Below are 16,415 nucleotides of genomic sequence, written 5' to 3'. Positions count from 1 at the left end.
CCGCACCGATGCCCGACAAGATCCTCTCCCCGAAGTCCGACCGCGGGCCCGACCTCGTCGCGGCGCCGGAGCAGCGCGCGGCCGAAGCCCGCGCCGCCGCCCCGGCCGCAGGCGCCCCACCGATAACGCCGGTTGCCGTCGCGACCGATCTCGCGGCGGCGGGCGGTGCCGCGGCGTCAACCGTCACCGCGGCACCAGCACCGGAACCGGCACCTGCGCCGGCAGTGGGCGACGCCGGTGTGGACGGGGAGAATCGGCGACGCCGGGACGACCTGTTCGCGGCGGCCGGACCGCTGCTGCGCCGCCCGGGGTTCGTCCTCGCCGCGCTGTTCGTCGCCTTCGTGATCGTGTCGGGCCTCCTGCCCTCCCTGTTCACCTCGTACAAGCCGTCCGCGACGTCCCCGACCGACAAGTTGAAGGGGCCGAGCCTGGACCATCTGTTCGGCACCGACGAACTCGGCCGGGACCTGTTCAGCCGGGTCCTGCACGGCTCCACCCTGACCATCAAGGCGACCGGCGGTGCGGTGCTCATCGCCATCGTCGCGGGCCTGGCCATCGGTGTCGTCGCCGGCTTCTTCGGCGGCTGGGTCGACAGCGTGCTCATGCGGATCATCGATATCCTGCTGGCGATCCCGATGCTGCTGATGGCCCTGGTGATCGTCACCGCGCTCGGGTTCGGCCTGCTGCCGATCGCGATCGCCGTGGGGGTCACCATCACCCCCACCTTCGCCCGCACCACCCGGGCCGAGGTGCTACGGGTGAAGGAACAGCCCTACGTGGAGGCGGCGCGCACCGGCGGCGCCTCCTGGGGGCGGGTGCTGGCGCGCCACATCCTGCCGAACTCGTGGGGACCGGTGTCCGTGCTCGCCGTGCTCGACTTCGGCACCGCCGTGCTCACCATCTCCTCCCTGAGCTTCCTCGGGTTCGGCACGCCGCCGCCCGCCGCCGAGTGGGGCACGCTGATCTCCAACGGCCGCAACTTCCTCATCACCAGCCCCTGGCTGTCGCTGCTGCCCGGCCTGTTCGTCGGCCTGGTCGTGTTCAGCCTCAACCACATCGCCCGCACCCTCGAGGAGATGCAGCGTTGAGCACCGAGGCAGCGCCGCTCGACGGCCCCGTCACGCCCGCCGACACGAGCCCCATCGTGGAGCTGGCCGGGCTGTCCGTCGGCTACCACCAGCGCGGCCGCACCACCCTGGCGGTCGAGGAGGTCGACCTCGCGATCGCCCCCGGGGAGACGGTGGCCGTCGTCGGCGAGTCCGGCTCCGGCAAGACGACGACGGCGAACGCGATCCTCGGGCTGCTGCCGTCGAGCGGGGTGATCACCGCCGGGCGCATCCGGATCGCCGGCACCGACGTCACCGGTGCGCCCGACCGGGTGCTGCGCACCTTCCGGGGCAACGTCATCGGGCTCGTCCCGCAGGACCCGATGGTCGGACTCAACCCGACGATGCGCATCGGCGGGCAGATCGCCGAGGTGGTGCGCCGCCGCGGCGTCGACAAGCGCCTCGTCGGCGCGGAGGTGATCGAGGCGCTGGAGCGCGCCGGGGTGGACCAGCCGGCGGTGCGCGCCCGGCAGTACCCCAATGCGCTGTCCGGCGGACTGCGCCAGCGGGTGCTCATCGCCATCGCGATCGCCGGGCATCCCCGGCTCATCGTCGCCGACGAGCCGACCAGCGCGCTTGACGTCACCGTGCAGCGGCGCATCCTCGACCACCTCGGCGGCCTCGTCGCCGAGACCGGCGCGTCGCTGCTGATCATCACGCATGATCTCGGTGTCGCCGCCGACCGGGCCGACCGGGTCGTGGTCATGCAGCGCGGGCGGATCGTCGAGCAGGGCGAGCCCGCGGCGATCCTGCTGCGGCCCCGCGAGCCCTACACCCGCCACCTCATCGCCGCCGCCCCGGCGCTGTCGCACGCCGGCGGCGTCGTGCCCCACTTCACCGACGTCACCCCGGCGCCCGAGGTACTGCGCCTGGACGGGATCGGCAAGGACTTCCGGCTGCCGCGCACCGCCGGCGGCGAGCGGACGTTCCGCGCCCTCGACGATGTCACCCTGTCGGTGCGCGCCGGGCAGACCCTCGGCCTCGTCGGCGAGTCCGGCTCCGGCAAGACGACCGCGCTGCGCATCGCGATGGGCCTGGAGAAGCCGACCCAGGGCCGCGTCCACCTCGACGGCGTCGACATCACCGACGCCGGCTGGTCGCAGCTGCGCCCGCTGCGGCGGCGCTTCCAGCTCGTCCACCAGAACCCCTACTCCTCGCTGGACCCGCGGTTCACCGTCGCGCAGACCATCGCCGAGCCGCTGGTGTCGTTCCGGGTCGGCGACCGGGCCAGCCGCGCCGCCCGGGTCCGCGAACTGCTCGACCAGGTGGCCCTGCCGGCCGCGTTCGCCGACCGCAAGCCGGCGGAGCTCTCCGGCGGCCAGCGCCAGCGGGTCGCGATCGCCCGGGCGCTCGCCCTCGAACCCGAACTGGTGTTCCTCGACGAGCCGGTGTCGGCGCTCGACGTGTCCGTGCAGGAGCAGATCCTCACCCTGCTGCTGCGCCTGCAGGCCGACCTCGGCGTCGGCTACCTGTTCATCTCCCACGACCTCGCGGTCGTCGCCCAGCTCGCCCACCACGTCGCGGTGCTGCGGGGCGGGCGGATCGTCGAGAGCGGACCCGCCGAGACCATCCTCACCGCACCGGCCGAGGAGCACACCCGCGAGCTGCTCGGCGCGGTCCCCGGCCAGCGTTTCGCCGCCGAGCTCGCCGCCGCCCCGGCCGCGGCGTCCCACCAGACACGACAGAAGGGATCGGGGCGATGAGCCGCCGGTACATAGTCATCGGAGCCGGCGCGGTCGGCGCGACCATCGCCGCGGAGCTGCACCTCGCCGGCATCGACGTCGTCGTCGTCGCCCGGGGTGCCAACCTGGAGGCGCTGCGCGCCCACGGGCTGCGCTACCTCCGCCCGCCGGCCACCGAGGGTGGCCCGGCCGAGGAACGGCGCGTGGACCTGGCGGTGGCCGGCGGGCCGGACGAGGTGGAGCTGCGCTCCGGCGACGTCCTCGTGCTCGCCACCAAGTCCCAGGACTCCGAGGCCCTGCTCGCCGCCTGGGCCTGGCAGCCGGTCGACGGCGGGCGCACCACGGCCGCCGAGGCGCTGCCCGTCGTGCTGCTGCAGAACGGCATCGAGAACGCCCGCACCGCGCTGCGCCGCTTCGCCGTCGTCGTCGACGCGATGGTGCTCAGCCCGTCGTCGCACCTGCGGCCGGGCGAGGTGATCTCCCCGGCGGCGCCGCTCGTCGCCGGCTTCCTGCTGGGCCGCGCGCCCGGCGGCGGCGTCGGCGACCCGGCCGTCGAACAGATCGCCGCCGACCTGCGCCGCGGGGCGAGCGCCGTGCGGATCGTCGACGACATCGGCCGCTGGAAGGCCGGCAAGCTGCTCGGCAACCTCGCCTACAACCTCGACGCCCTCTACCCGCCGAGCCCCCGGCGCGACGCCGCCTCCGCCGAACTCGTCGCCGAGGCGCGCCGGGCATTCGACGCCGCCGGCATCGACATCGCCGACCTGCGCCAGGACGGCGGGTTCGACCACACCCAGCTCGTCATCCACGACATCCCCGGCTTCCCGCGCCAGGGCAGCTCCACCTGGCAGAGCCTGGCCCGCGGCGGCTCGGTCGAATCGGACTTCCTCAACGGGGAGATCGTCCTGCTGGCCCGGCTGCACGGCCTGACCGCCCCGGTGAACGCGGGCGTGCAGCGGCGCATCGCCGTCGCCGCCCGCCTCGGCACCCCGCCGGGCGGCCTCGGCGACGCCGACCTCGCCGAGCTGCTGGCCGCGGGCCGGGTGGCGCGCGGGTCCGGGGCGGGCCGCCAGCCCAGCGGCGAGGTACTCGTCGACGCCAAGGCGCTGCACGACGAGCTGGGCTCGGCGCAGGCGCCGCTGCTGCTCGACGTCCGCTGGGCGCTCGGCGACCCGCACGGTCACGACCACTACCGCGAGGGTCACCTGCCGGGCGCCGTCTACGTCGACCTCGACACCGAGCTCGCCGCCGCCCCCGGCGGCACCGCCGGGCGCCACCCGCTGCCCGAGCTCGCCGACCTTCAGCAGGCCGCCCGCTCCTGGGGGCTGACCGCCGGGCGCCCGGTCGTCGTCTACGACGACAACGGCGGGCTGTCCGCCGCCCGGGCATGGTGGCTGCTGCGCTGGGCCGGCATCGCCGACGTCCGCATCCTCGACGGGGCGCTCGGCGCCTGGCGTGACGCCGGCCTGCCGATCGAGACCGGAGAGATCATCCCACTGCCCGGCGACATCGTGCTCGAGGCGGGGCACCTGCCCGTCCTCGACGCCGACACCGCCGCCGCGGTGGCCCGCGAGGGGATCCTGCTCGACGCCCGCGCGCCCGAGCGGTACCGCGGCGAGGTGGAGCCGGTCGACCCGCGCGCCGGCCACATCCCGGGGGCGGTCAGCGCGTCGACGGGGGACAACCTCGACGCCGCCGGCCGGTTCCTGCCCGCCGCGGAGCTGCGCGCCCGCTTCCTCGCCCTCGGCGCCTCGGCCGGCGGCGGCGCCACGCAGGCCCCGATCGGGGTGTACTGCGGGTCGGGGGTGACGGCCTCACACGAGATCGCCGCCCTCGCCGTCGCCGGGTTCGACGCGGCGCTGTTCCCGGGTTCCTGGTCGGCGTGGTCGTCCGACCCCGCCCGGCCGGTCGCCACCGGCCCGCGGTGACCGCCACTCCGCCCCGGCCGTCGGCGCCCCGGCCGTCGGCGGCCGGCATCGCGCCGCGGGCCCGCGCCGCCGGCCCGGTGGACGCGGACGTGATCCGCGCGGACGCCTTCGCCGTCGCGCTGCCCGTCGGCCGGTGGAGTACGGACCCGGCGGTCGTCGACGCGCACCGCCTCGACCGCTCGGGCTGGATCCCCGACGGCCGCCCGCTCGGGGTGGCGTTCGCCCGCGAGGTCGCCGACGTGCAGGCGGTGCTGCGGGTCGCCGTCGCCCGCGGGGTGCCGGTGACGGTGCGCGGCGCCGGCACGGGCCTCGCCGGCGGTGCCGCGGCCGCGCCGGGCGGTGTCGTGCTGGACCTGGCCGGGATGAACCGCATCCGCGAGCTGTCCGTCGACGACGCCGTCGCCGTCGTCGAACCGGGCGTGATCACCGCCGATCTCGACGCCGCCGCCCGCGAGGCCGGCCTGTGCTACGCGCCGGACCCGGCGAGCGCGGCGATCTCCACGATCGGCGGGAACATCGCCACCAACGCCGGCGGGCTGCGCTGCGCCAAGTACGGCGTGACCCGCGAGTCGGTGCTGGGCCTCGACGTCGTCCTCGCCGACGGCGAGCTGATCAGCACCGGGCGGCGCACCGTCAAGGGCGTCGCCGGCTACGACCTGACCGGCCTGTTCGTCGGCTCCGAGGGCACCCTCGGCGTCGTCGTCGGCGCGACCGTGCGGCTGCGGCCGGTGCCGCGGGCCACCGTCACCCTCGCCGCCTTCTTCGACACCGTCGCCGCCGCGGTCGACGCGGTCACCGCGCTGGGCGCCGCCGGGATCGTCCCCGCCGTCGCCGAACTGCTCGACGCCCGCACCGTGCGGGCCGTCGACGCCGCCACCGGCAGCGACCTGGCCGACCACGGGGAGGTGTTCCTGCTCGTCCAGACCGACGGGTCGGGCGCCGCCGAGGAGGCCGACGCCGCCGAGGCGGTCCTCGCCACCCGGGCCCGGCTGGTGCGGCGCTCCGCCGACGCGGCGACCGCCGAGACGCTGCTCGCCGCCCGCCGCGCCGCGCTGCCCGCCCTGGAACGCCTCGGGCGGGTGCTCATCGAGGACATCGCCGTGCCGCGGGGGCGGTTGGCGCAGGCCGCCGCCCGCGTCGCCGAGATCGGCGCCGCCACCGGGGTGGAGATCTTCACCCTGGCACACGCCGCCGACGGCAACCTGCACCCGATCATCGTCGTCGACCCGGCCGAGCCGGAGATCCCGCGCCGGGCGTGGGCGGCCGCCGAGCAGATCTTCGCGCTCGCGCTGGAGCTCGGCGGCACGGTCACCGGCGAACACGGCGTCGGGGTGCTCAAACGGCGCTGGCTGGCCACCGAGCTCGGCAGCCGCAGCCACGACCTGCAACGCCAGGTGCGCCGGGTCTTCGACCCGACCGGCATCCTCAATCCCGGCCGCGCCCTCTGACGCCCCTTGGCAACGCCCCCCGCGCGGCGGAACCGGACAGGGGGCCCGCCGCGCGCCGCCATCCGCGACCATGGACGCCGGTATCGATCGACGCCGGTATCGATCGACGCCGGTATCGATCGACGCGGGTGACGATCGACGCCGGTGACGATGACCACGACGGGCGAGGAGCGGATCATCGAGGGTGTCTTGCGGTCGCTGCGGGTGTACAACTTTCGGCTCTTCGCCGCCGGGCAGGTGCTGTCCGTCACGGGCACGTGGATGATGTTCACCGCCCAGGACTGGCTCGTCCTGTCGCTCAGCGGCGACTCCGGGACGGCCCTCGGGCTCGTCACCGCGCTGCAGTTCACCCCGATGCTGCTGCTCACCCTCTACGGCGGCCGGCTCGCCGACCGGCACGACAAGCGCCTGCTGCTCACCGGCGCCAACCTGGTCGCCGGCCTGCTCGCCCTGACGCTGGCGCTGCTCGTGTTCGCCGGCTGGGTGCGGCTGTGGCAGGTCTGCGCGTTCGCGCTGGCGATCGGCCTGGTCAACGCCATCGAGACGCCGACCCGGATGGCGTTCGTCAGCGAGCTGGTCGGCCCCGCGCTGCTGCCCAACGCCTCCGCGCTCAGCGCCGCCTACTTCAACATCGCCCGGGTCGTCGGCCCGGCCGCCGCCGGCCCGCTCATCGCCGCCTTCGGCACCGGCCCGGCGATGGCGATCAACGCCGGAAGCTACCTGGCGACCGTCGCCGGCCTGCGCCTGATGCGCCCGGCGGAGATCCACCGCCACGCCCGTCCCGCGGTCGCCCCCCGCATCGTCGACGGGCTGCGCTACGTGCTCGGCCGCGCCGACCTGGTCGTCGTGCTGGGCCTGGTGGCCGCCGTCGGCCTGTTCGGGATGCACCGTGCCGCTGCTGGCGCGCACCGTCTTCCACGCCGACGCGACCTCCTTCGGGCTGCTCACCACCGGGCTCGCCGCCGGTTCGCTGGTCGCCGCGCTGCTCACGACCGGCCGCCGCAACCGCCCGCCGGCCAGGCTGGTGATCGTCTCGGCGTTCGCGTTCGGCGTGCTGGAGGCGGCGGTGGGCGTCGCGCCGACCTTCCCGGCGGCGATCGGCCTGCTGGCGCTGACCGGCTTCGCGACCCTCTACTTCGCCCAGGCGGCCAACCACCGCATCCAGCTCGGCAGCGACCCGAGCTACCGGGGCCGGGTGATGGCTCTGTACAGCCTCATCCTGCAGGGGACGACGCCGCTGGGCAGCCTGGGAGTCGGCTGGCTCGCCGAGCACCACAGCGCCCGCGCCGGCTTCTACGTCGGCGGCCTCGCCTCCGCCGCCGCCGCGGTCGCCGCCTGGGCGGCGAACCGCAGGTGGGCCCCCGCGCCCACCGCGTCGCCTGCCGCCGGGTCGCCTCCTACCGCGTCGCCTGCCGTTCTGCAGCCTTCGGTCCTGTCGCCTTTCGCCGCGGGCCCGGGCGCCGAGCGGAAACACATCGGCCGTGATGTGGCCGACGCTCCTTCACCAGGCGAGCCGATGGTCGGCGCACCGCCTATTGTGTAGGCATGGGAATTCCTCCGGAAAAGGCGAATCCGACGCCACGGCCGGGTGCCGGCCCGGGCCGGAAAAGGTGGTTTGGAGATGTCCGTGTCCGCTGAGGTCGACCGGTGGCTGCGGCGGTTTCATCCGGGCCCGCCCGACGCCCCCCGGCTGGTTTGTTTTCCGCACGCCGGCGGGGCCGCGAGCACCTATCTGCTGATCTCGAAGGCGTTGTCCTCGGTCGCCGAGGTACAGGCGGTGCAGTATCCGGGACGGCAGGACCGGCGGGCGGAGCCGGCGCACACGGCCATCGCGCCGCTCGCCGACCGGATCGCCGAGGTCCTCGCCCCGCTCACCGACCGGCCCCTGGCCTTCTTCGGGCACAGCATGGGGGCGATCGTCGGCTTCGAGGTCATCCGCCGGCTCGCGGCGGCCGGGGCGCCGGCGCCGTTCGTGCTGTTCGCGTCGGGGCGGCGGGCGCCGTCGGCCGAACGGTTCGAGACCGTCCACCGCCGCGACGACGCGGGCTTTCTCCGGGAGATGCGCGAGCTCGGCGGGACCGATCCGCGGGTTCTCGCCGACCCCGAACTCGTCGAGATGGTGCTGCCGCCGACCCGGGCCGACTATCAGGCGATCGAAACGTATTCCGCGCCGAGTGACGCGACGATCAGTACTGCGGTCGTCGCGATGGTGGGAGATTCCGATCCCAGGGTGACGCTCGCCGAGGCCGAGCTCTGGCGCCGGCACACCACCGGATCGTTCGAGGTGAAGGTGTTCCCCGGCGGCCACTTCTACCTGTCCGACCAGCAGGGTGCCGTGGTGGCCGCGGTCTCGGCCGGGCTCGCCGCAGGACAAGCCCCGTTCGCACCGCGGCGCGGCTCCTTCGACTCCGCCGTACCCGGCCACGAAGCAGGAGGACAATGATGGCGGTCGAATTCGTCAATGCCGCTCACTGGCGTGAGCCGGGCGCGGGCCTTGCGGCCGACTTCTGGCGTGGCAAGCTCGACCCGGAGTACATCCGTCGATACACACGCACGCTGGAGGACTTCGGGTTCGACTACACGTTGGTGGCCTACCACTCGGCGGGTCCTGACCAGTACGTTCGCTCGGCGGAAATCCTCACCTACACCGAGCGTCTGAAGCCGATGGTCGCCGTGCGGCCGAACACGTCGTTCCCGACGGTCGCCGCCCAGGCGCTGTCCACCCTCGACCAGCTTGGCAAGGGGCGCACGGCGGTCCACATCATCTCCGGTTCGAGCAACGAGGAGCAGCAGCGGCAGGGCGACTATCTCGAGAAGGATGCTCGCTACCGGCGCTCCGCCGAGTTCGTGCAGATCCTGCGGGATGTGTGGACGAAGACCGAGCCGTTCTCGCACCACGGCGAATTCTACGACTTCGATGACTTCGGGCCCGGTTACCAGACCTATTCCGGTGAGCCGATACCGGTCTCCCTCGGCGGATCGTCGGATTACGCCTATGCGGCGGGTGGCGCTCAGGCGGACATCTTCGCGCTGTGGGGAGAGCCGCTGGAGCAGACCAAGCAGCAGATCGACCGGGTCTACGAGGAGGCGCGGAAGGTCGGCCGGACCGGCAAGATCCGCTTCTGGGTCACCTTCCGGCCGATAGTCGCCGAGACCGACGAACTGGCGCAGCGCAAGGCTCGCAGGCTCGTCGAGCAGTCCAAGGCGCACTACGGCGAGGTGCTGAAGGTCAACCTGCCGAACGTGGGCTCGCAGCGTCTGCGCGACATCGCGCAGGAGGGCGAGACACATGACGGTGGTGTGCTCTGGACGCCACGATCGATCGCCGGGGCCGGCGGTGCCTCGTCGTTCCTGGTCGGCTCGCCCGAGACCATCGCGGAGGCGCTCGTCAGGTACGCCGAGCTCGGTGCGGAGGTGATCTCGCTGCCGACCCTCGGCAACATCGGCGACGCCATCGACACGGGCCGCTACATCATCCCACTCGTGCGCGAGGAGCTTGCCCGTCGCGAGGTCCGCGAGAAGGTCGCTACCTAGCCCTGCCGCCACCCTCACCGCGGGATGTTGCCGTGCGCGCCGCGGCGGACCGCCCCGTCCCCTTCCTGGCCGACGCCGGGCAGGTAGCCGGGGACGTCGACGAGGACGACGAGCGGGACGCCGAAGGAGTTGCACATCCGGACGAATCGGGCGGCCTTCTCGGCGCTCAGGGAGTCCAGGCAGCCGCCCGCCCCGGGCCTCACCACCAGGGAGGCGACACCCGGCCGTCGGGCTCCAGTCCGTAGCGCAGCAGCGGGCCTGCGTCGGCGCCCATCGCGTCGGTGAGGGGGCGCAGGGCGTCGGTGTCCCCGGCGTCGACGGCCCGCAGGTAGGCCCGCCGCATCCCGGGGCGGTCGCCGGCCGCTCGGCGCACGCGGGCCAGGTCATGCAGCGCGGTGGGGTCGCCCGCGTCGGCGATCTGCTCGTAGGCCCACGCGGCCCGGTCGTGGTCGCGGGCCTGCTCCCGCGTACGGCCGAGCCGGCGCAGCAGCTCGGTGTCGCCGGTGGACGCGAGCTGCCGGTAGGCCCACGCCGCACCGTCCGAGTCGCCGGCCCGTTCTCGCGCCCAGGCGACGTCGCGCCACCAGCGCACTTGACGCCACCAGCGCACTCGTCGCGTCCGGGACCTGTGCGCGCGGCTTGTGGCACAACGCGTGCAGCACGGCGTCGATCCACCGTGGGTCTTCCGTGAGCGCCAGGTCGGGCAGCATCCCGGCGGTGGCGTCGGCGAGCAGGCCGGCGGGGATCGGGCCGGCGTGGCCGAGCCGCCGCGCGTCCAGCGCCACCGTGATCACGGTCCGTTCCAGCGGGGTGAACGTTCCGTCGGCGGGATCGGCGTAGGCGGCGATCAGCGCCCGGTCACCCTGTGCCGGACGCCTGACCAGACCGTGCTCGCGACTCGTCATGGCCGATCATCGCGCAGGACGACTGGCGACGGGGAACGTTTCGCCGCGCCGCCACCCTCACAGCGGGATGTTGCCGTGCTGGCCGCGCCGCGCCGGCGCGGCGGCAAGCGCGCGGGCGATGCGGGGGCGGGTGTCGACCGGGTCGATGACGTCGTCGATGACGCCCAGCGCCACTCCGCGCTCGACGCCGCCGGCGGTACGGGTGTGCTCCTCGACGAGGCGGGCGAGCACGCCGGGCCGGGCGTCGTCGGAGGCGGCGGCCAGCGCGCGCCGGTGCAGGATGCCGACGGCGGCCTCGGCGCCCATCACGGCGACCTCGGCCTCGGGCCAGGCGAGCACGGCTGTGGCCCCGAGCGAGCGGGAGTTCATCGCGATGTAGGCGCCGCCGAACGACTTGCGGGTGATGAGCGTGACCCGGGGGACGGTCGCCTCGGCGAAGGCGTAGAGCAGCTTCGCGCCGCGGCGGACCACCCCGTCCCATTCCTGGCCGACGCCGGGCAGGTAGCCGGGGACGTCGACGAGGACGACGAGCGGGACGCCGAAGGAGTTGCACATCCGGACGAATCGGGCGGCCTTCTCGGCGCTCAGGGAGTCCAGGCAGCCGCCCTTGCGCAGCGGGTTGTTCGCGATCACGCCGACGCTGTGGCCGTAGAGCCGGCCGAGGCCGACGACGACGTTGGGCGCCCAGCGCGGCTGGAGCTCCTCGAAGCCCCCCGGGCCGTCGTCGCCGTCGAGCAGCCGGTACACCAGCGGGTGCACGTCGTAGGCCCGCCGCGGCCGCGCCGGCAGCAGGGACCGCGGGTCGCGCGGGTCGGGCGCGACCCGCTCCTGTCCGGCGTCGGCGGCCGTCTTCTCGGCGGTGATGGCGTCGGCGGCCGCCTCCTCGGCGGTGATGGCGTCGAGGTCGACGTGCCCCGGCGCGGCGAGCAGCGTGGTGATCCGCCGGGCCCGCTCGTAGGCGTCGCTCTCGGAGCGGGCGACGACGTGGACGACGCCGGAGCGCCGGCCGTGCGCGTCGGCACCCCCCAGACCCGCCATGTCGATCTGCTCCCCGGTGACGCTGCGCACGACGTCCGGGCCGGTGACGAAGACCCGCCCGTCGGGCGCCATGATGACGACGTCGGTCAGCGCCGGCCCGTACGCGGCGCCGCCGGCCGCGGGCCCCAGCACCACGGAGATCTGCGGCACCCGCCCGGAGGCGTGGATCATGGCGGCGAAGATCTGGCCGATGCCGTCGAGCGCCTCGACGCCCTCGGCCAGGCTCGCCCCGCCGGAGTGCCACAGTCCGACGACCGGCACGCCGTCGCGGACGGCCTCCTCGATGGCGGCCACGATCTGCCGGGCGCCGACGGCGCCGAGCGCTCCGCCCATCCGGGTCCCGTCGGTGCAGAAGGCGACCGCGGCCACGCCGTCGATGCGGCCCCGCCCGGCCAGCACCCGGCCGCCGGCGGGCGCGGCGTCGGCGACGAACGAGCCCGCGTCGAACAGCTGGGACAGCCGGCGACCGGGGTCGCGCACATCCTGGCCGGGGATGACGACCGCGGTCTGGCCGATCCTGGTCGGCTGGGTCATGGCTTCCTCTCCCGCACGACGCCGGTGGCGACGCCCCGGTGTCGCAGCTGCGATCCTCGGGCGCCACCCGCGCCGCGCCACGGGTCGGTCGGTCACCGGCGGGCGGGCCGCCCCCCGGTGTTCCTGTCAGTGTCGACCAGCGGTCTTGCATTCCCCTAAAGAATCGATAGGGCGCGCTCCCTCGCGGGGACCGGAAAAGTCCGCCGCATTTCCTCGCCGGCCTTTTCCGTCGCCGCGGACCGTGCCGGCCATTGCCCGCAAGGCCGCCGCCGCGGTCGGGATGGTGGTGCCGCCGGTCCCGGCGCGGTTTCGCGGACGCGGAACGCCGACCCTCGAAGTCACGGCGACCGGCCGGCACCCCCGTGCCATCTCGACCGCACAGCGCCGGACACGCATTGACGCTGATCGTCTTGGTGCGCTCAGATTGTCCCCGCGGTAGCGGGAATACGGACAAACAGGGCGAGGCGCCGGAGGTGGCGGCCCGGGCGTCGAGGAGTGAGCTGTGGGGCTGATCGCCGGGTGGTGCCTGCGGTACCGGTGGATCGTGGTGGGCGCATGGCTGATCGTTCTGGTTGCCGGCGGCGTGCTGGCGGGCCACGAGGGCGCCCGTTACCACCAGACGTTCGGTGTCGCCGGCACCGACTCCCAGCTCGCGACCGACGCCCTGGCGAACGTCGTGCCCGGCGGCCTGCCCGACGCCGAGATGATCGTCGTGCGGGCCCGCGAAGGCGACATCAACGCCCCGGCCGTCCGCCAGCGGATCGCGGCGATGACCGCGCGGGTCGCCCGGCTGCCCGGGGTGGCCACCGCGATCGATCCGTACGGGCCGGCCGGCGGCCTGCTGCTCGGCGTCGAGCCGGTGGCGCGCGACGGGCGCGCGGCGATCGTGGGTGTCGTGATGAAGGGCGCCGCGACGACCCCGGACCTCGCCGCGGTGCGACGCCTGATCGCGACCGCCCGCGCCTACGACGGGCCGGACCTCCAGGTGGAGATGTCGGGCCCCGGCACGACGATCATCGTCCAGGGGAACATCTCCACGACCCCCATCGCCCTGGCCGTCGTGGCCGCCACGATCATCCTGTGCCTGGTGGTACGCGCGCCGGGCGGGGTCGCCGTCTGCGCGCTGGTCGCCGGCGCGACCGCCGCGGGGGTGCAGGCCGGCGTGACCCTGCTCTCCCACCGGGTCGAGGTCAGCCCGCTGGCGCCGCTGCTCGCCGTGATGATCGCCGTGGGGACGAGCCTCGGCGCGGCGGTCGTGGTCGTCCACCGCTGCCAGGCCGGGATGCGCGCCGGACGGCGGCCACTCGACGCGGTCGCCGCAAGCATGGCCCAGCCCGGGCGCGCGCTCGTCTGGGGTGGCCTCGGCCTCGCCGTCGTCATGCTCGGCACCAGCGCGCTGCACGCGAGTGTCCTCGCCGGCCTCGCCCCCGCCGCGTTCGTCGCGGCCGCGGTCGCCAGCCTCGCCATCGCCACCCTGCTGCCCGCGACGCTCGCCGTCGCCGGCCGGGGCCTGCTGGTCTGGACCGAGCGCACCCAGCTGCGCGCCACCGGCCGCGGCCTGCCGGTCCGGCCGGGTCTGCGCTCGGCGTGGGCGGGCCTCGTCGGGCGCTTCCCGGGGATGCTCGCCGCCGCGGCGGTCCTCCTGCTGGCCGCGCTGGCGCTGCCGATCATCGGACTGCGTCTCGGTGGCGGCGACGGGGGCGTCGACCCGACGTCGGTGACCACCCGGCGGGCCTACGACATCATCAGCGACGACTACATCGCGGGCCTGAACGGTCCCGTCCTCGTTGCCGTGTCGAACCTGCCTGTGTCGAACCTGCCCGCGTCGGGCCTGCCGGCGGCGAACCCGCCCGCGGCGAACCCGCCCGCGGCGAACCCGCCGGCCGCGGACCCGGCCGTCCTGGCGACCCTGCTCGACCGCCTCGGCACCACTCCGGGGGTGGTCAGGGCCTTCCAGGTGTTGCAGAATCCCGCCACCCGCTCGGCGCTGATCGAGGTCCTGCCCCAGGCGGAGCCCCGCTCGGCGCAGGCCAGCGACCTCGTGCGGCGGCTGCGCACCCGGGCGGTGCCCGCCGCCGTCGCCGGCACGACCGTGCGGGTGCACATCGGCGGCCAGACCGCGCTGTTCGACGACATGGCGACCCGCTTCACCCGGGTGCTGCCGGCCTTCGCGGCCCTCGAACTCGTCGTCCTCGGGGTGACCGTGCTCGCGAGCGTGCGCCGCGTCGGCCCCACCGCGGCGATCGTCGGGGCCAGCGCGCTGACCACGGCGGCGTCGCTCGGCGCCATCACCTTCGTCTTCTGCGACGGCCGCCTCGCCGGACTGCTCGGGGTGCGCGGTGGGCCGATCGAACCGTTCGTCCTCGGTCTCATCCTGATCCTCTCCTTCGGCCTGGCCATCGGCATGCACCTGACCCTGCTGCGCCGGCTGCGGGACCCGCAGGAGCAGCCGCCGGACGGCGGGGACCCGGCGACGGCGATCCGGTCGGGCCACGCGGACGTCGGCCACGTGGTCGTCGCGACCAGCCTGATCCTGATCGCCGTCTTCGCCGGGCTGGCCTGCCAGCAGGTGCGCACGATGAAGCTGCTCGGCCTCGGGCTGGCCGTCGGCGTCGCGCTCGACGCGCTGGTGCTACGTGTCCTGCTGCTGCCGGCGCTGGTGCACCTCACCCGGGACACCACCGGCAGGCGGCCGGTGGCCGGGCCCGCCGCGGGGCGGTCGACGGCGCCCGGCAGTGAGGGAGCGCCGCAGCCGGCGGACCGGGCGGCCGCGCCGAGCGGGACACACGGGATGCCCGCGCCGCGGACCGCCCGGCCCGGGACCGCCTCTGCCGACAGCACCGGCACCGACGCGCCGCCTGGCCCGGGCGTGCCGGTGGGGGTGGCCGCCGGCGGCGGCTCCGGCTCGCCGGCCGAGTCCGCACGCGCCGAGGACACGGTGCCGACCCGGCTACGCACCCGGGGGCGGGCGCCGCGTGCCGCCGTCGGCGCGGTGGCCGGTCGCGAGGTCGACGCGGCGGCGCGCCTGCCCGGCGGCCGGGGCGTTGCGGGGCCGGCGACCGGACCCACCGCTACCGCACCGTGGAGCTGGTTCGAGCCGCACCGTCCGGCCAACCCGGGCCCGGACTGACGGCGGCGATGGCCGTCACCCCGCTCAGGCTGCTGACCTGGGCGGCGGGCGGTACGGCCGTCAGGGCAGCAGCGCGCGCACGTGGGTGGGCAGCAGCCGGGTGTGCCGGGTGAGCAGGTCGAGGAAGGCCGCGCTGAGCACGTCGGGTTCGTCGCGCGCATAGGCGGCCAGCGGGCGGCGCAGCGGTGGATCGACCCGCAGGACCCGCCCGGCGAACGGATCGGGCACGATGCTCGCCGGGACGAGGGCCGGGCCGAGCCCGGCGGCGGCGAGGACCGGGGCGGCCGCGGTCTGCTCGGTGCGGACCGCGGCGCGGGGCCGGAACCCGGCGTCCGCGGCGGCTCGATCCAACACCTCGGCGAGGCCGTGACCGGGGGCGTAGTGCACCCAGTCCCGGGTGGCGAGGCGGCCGAGCCCGACCTGGGTCGTCGCGGCGGGTACGGCCGGGTCGCCCGGCGGCAGCACGACGACGAACTCCTCCTCGCCGAGCGGCCGGACCGGGCCGTCCCAGCTCGGCGGCGGCGGTCCGATCGCGAGGTCGGCCTGCCCGGCGAGCATCGCCTGTTCGAGCTCGTCGGCGTGCCGGTGCTCGAACAGGCGCACCCGCACCCCCTCGTACGCCCGGTGCCAGGCACGCAGCACCGGCGGCAGTATCCCCAGGGTCACCGAGTACACGGTGGCGACCTGCACCTCGCCGCGTTCGAGGCCGGCGGCACGACGCGCGGCGCACCGGGCGCGCTCGGCCTCGGCGAGCGCGGCGCGGGCGTGGGGGAGCAGCGCCCGGCCCATCGGCGTCGGCCGGACCGCGCGCGGGAGCCGTTCGAGCAGCGCGCCGCCGACCGCCCGCTCCAGCGCCCGTACCTGGTGCGACAGCGCCGGCTGGCTGACGTGCAGCAGCTCGGCCGCCCGGGTGAACGACCCCTCGTCGACGACCCGCACCAGGTATTCAAGCTGACGCAGCGTTGCCATAGACCGATTTTATGAGTCCGACAAGAACTATGTCTTCGACTTATGGCCGCGCGGTGCGCAGGCTGGAGAGATCGCCGTTCCCCGGCCCGGTCCGGAGCCGCCACCGCCGACGTCAGGAGCACCGGATGACCCCCAACCACG

The 16,415-nt window shown here is 75.1% G+C and carries 11 protein-coding genes and 2 pseudogenes; 9 read left to right on the top strand and 4 right to left on the bottom strand.

Annotation, left to right across the window (positions count from 1 at the left end; translation table 11 throughout):
- Positions 1-8: 8 nt before the first annotated feature.
- The 8 genes and pseudogenes from FF36_RS27860 (at position 9) to FF36_RS27830 (ending at position 9,698) form a co-directional block, all read left to right on the top strand.
- Positions 9-1,088: an ABC transporter permease gene (locus FF36_RS27860; protein ID WP_044888175.1), complete on the top strand. Its 1,080-nt coding sequence runs from the start codon at positions 9-11 to the stop codon at positions 1,086-1,088.
- Entirely contained in the window at positions 1,085-2,809 is a 1,725-nt protein-coding gene (locus tag FF36_RS27855) for a dipeptide ABC transporter ATP-binding protein (RefSeq protein ID WP_044888174.1), read from the top strand. Before FF36_RS27860 ends, FF36_RS27855 begins: the two co-directional genes overlap by 4 nt.
- Positions 2,806-4,716: a rhodanese-like domain-containing protein gene (locus tag FF36_RS27850; RefSeq protein ID WP_044888173.1), complete on the top strand. Its 1,911-nt coding sequence runs from the start codon at positions 2,806-2,808 to the stop codon at positions 4,714-4,716. Before FF36_RS27855 ends, FF36_RS27850 begins: the two co-directional genes overlap by 4 nt.
- Positions 4,713-6,164, top strand: coding sequence for an FAD-binding oxidoreductase (locus tag FF36_RS27845; RefSeq protein WP_479686799.1), 1,452 nt, complete (start codon positions 4,713-4,715; stop codon positions 6,162-6,164). Before FF36_RS27850 ends, FF36_RS27845 begins: the two co-directional genes overlap by 4 nt.
- Before the next feature lie 150 nt (positions 6,165-6,314).
- Positions 6,315-6,986: pseudogene (locus FF36_RS41615) on the top strand (MFS transporter); the annotation flags it as partial.
- Positions 6,987-7,053: 67 nt separating this feature from the next.
- Positions 7,054-7,707, top strand: a complete 654-nt coding sequence (locus FF36_RS41610; protein ID WP_255355945.1) for an MFS transporter — start codon at positions 7,054-7,056, stop codon at positions 7,705-7,707.
- Between the two features lie 78 nt (positions 7,708-7,785).
- The gene (locus tag FF36_RS27835; RefSeq protein WP_044888172.1) at positions 7,786-8,607 is read left to right on the top strand and encodes a thioesterase II family protein; all 822 of its coding nucleotides are present in this window, start codon (positions 7,786-7,788) and stop codon (positions 8,605-8,607) included.
- Positions 8,607-9,698 carry an LLM class flavin-dependent oxidoreductase gene (locus tag FF36_RS27830; protein ID WP_044888171.1) on the top strand — a complete coding sequence of 364 codons (1,092 nt, stop codon included), beginning with the start codon at positions 8,607-8,609 and terminating at the stop codon, positions 9,696-9,698. The genes FF36_RS27835 and FF36_RS27830 overlap by 1 nt, the downstream gene beginning before the upstream one ends.
- A 35-nt stretch (positions 9,699-9,733) precedes the next feature.
- Here the strand turns inward: FF36_RS27830 and FF36_RS27825 are convergent.
- From FF36_RS27825 to FF36_RS27815, 3 genes and pseudogenes are all read right to left on the bottom strand, one after another.
- Positions 9,734-9,940 (bottom strand): annotated as a pseudogene (locus FF36_RS27825) (carboxyl transferase domain-containing protein); the annotation flags it as partial.
- Positions 9,898-10,290: a tetratricopeptide repeat protein gene (locus tag FF36_RS27820; protein ID WP_044888169.1), complete on the bottom strand. Its 393-nt coding sequence runs from the start codon at positions 10,288-10,290 to the stop codon at positions 9,898-9,900. The gene FF36_RS27820 and the pseudogene FF36_RS27825, both read right to left, overlap by 43 nt.
- Positions 10,291-10,660: 370 nt before the next feature.
- Positions 10,661-12,175, bottom strand: coding sequence for an acyl-CoA carboxylase subunit beta (locus FF36_RS27815; RefSeq protein ID WP_044888168.1), 1,515 nt, complete (start codon positions 12,173-12,175; stop codon positions 10,661-10,663).
- 502 nt (positions 12,176-12,677) lie between these two features.
- Between FF36_RS27815 and FF36_RS27810 the strand changes: the two genes are divergently transcribed.
- Positions 12,678-15,305, top strand: coding sequence for an MMPL family transporter (locus FF36_RS27810; protein ID WP_044888167.1), 2,628 nt, complete (start codon positions 12,678-12,680; stop codon positions 15,303-15,305).
- A 60-nt stretch (positions 15,306-15,365) separates the two neighbouring features.
- On the opposite strand, the gene FF36_RS27805 is transcribed toward FF36_RS27810, so the two are convergent.
- Entirely contained in the window at positions 15,366-16,274 is a 909-nt protein-coding gene (locus FF36_RS27805) for a LysR family transcriptional regulator (protein WP_044888166.1), read from the bottom strand.
- Positions 16,275-16,415 lie beyond the last annotated feature (141 nt).

Origin of the sequence: Frankia torreyi, from assembly GCF_000948395.1 — a bacterium.
GTDB classification, from domain to species: Bacteria; Actinomycetota; Actinomycetes; order Frankiales; family Frankiaceae; genus Frankia; species Frankia torreyi.
The sequence above is the reverse complement of the archived record's forward strand: the minus strand, read 5'-3'. Positions and strand labels throughout refer to the sequence as shown.

Coding starts and splice junctions, on each gene's coding strand:
- FF36_RS27860 (WP_044888175.1), top strand. CDS start 9: ATGCCCGACAAGATCCTCTCCCCGAAGTCCGACCGCGGGCCCGACCTC.
- FF36_RS27850 (WP_044888173.1), top strand. CDS start 2,806: ATGAGCCGCCGGTACATAGTCATCGGAGCCGGCGCGGTCGGCGCGACC.
- FF36_RS27805 (WP_044888166.1), bottom strand. CDS start 16,274: ATGGCAACGCTGCGTCAGCTTGAATACCTGGTGCGGGTCGTCGACGAG.
- FF36_RS27830 (WP_044888171.1), top strand. CDS start 8,607: ATGGCGGTCGAATTCGTCAATGCCGCTCACTGGCGTGAGCCGGGCGCG.
- FF36_RS27835 (WP_044888172.1), top strand. CDS start 7,786: ATGTCCGTGTCCGCTGAGGTCGACCGGTGGCTGCGGCGGTTTCATCCG.
- FF36_RS27815 (WP_044888168.1), bottom strand. CDS start 12,175: ATGACCCAGCCGACCAGGATCGGCCAGACCGCGGTCGTCATCCCCGGC.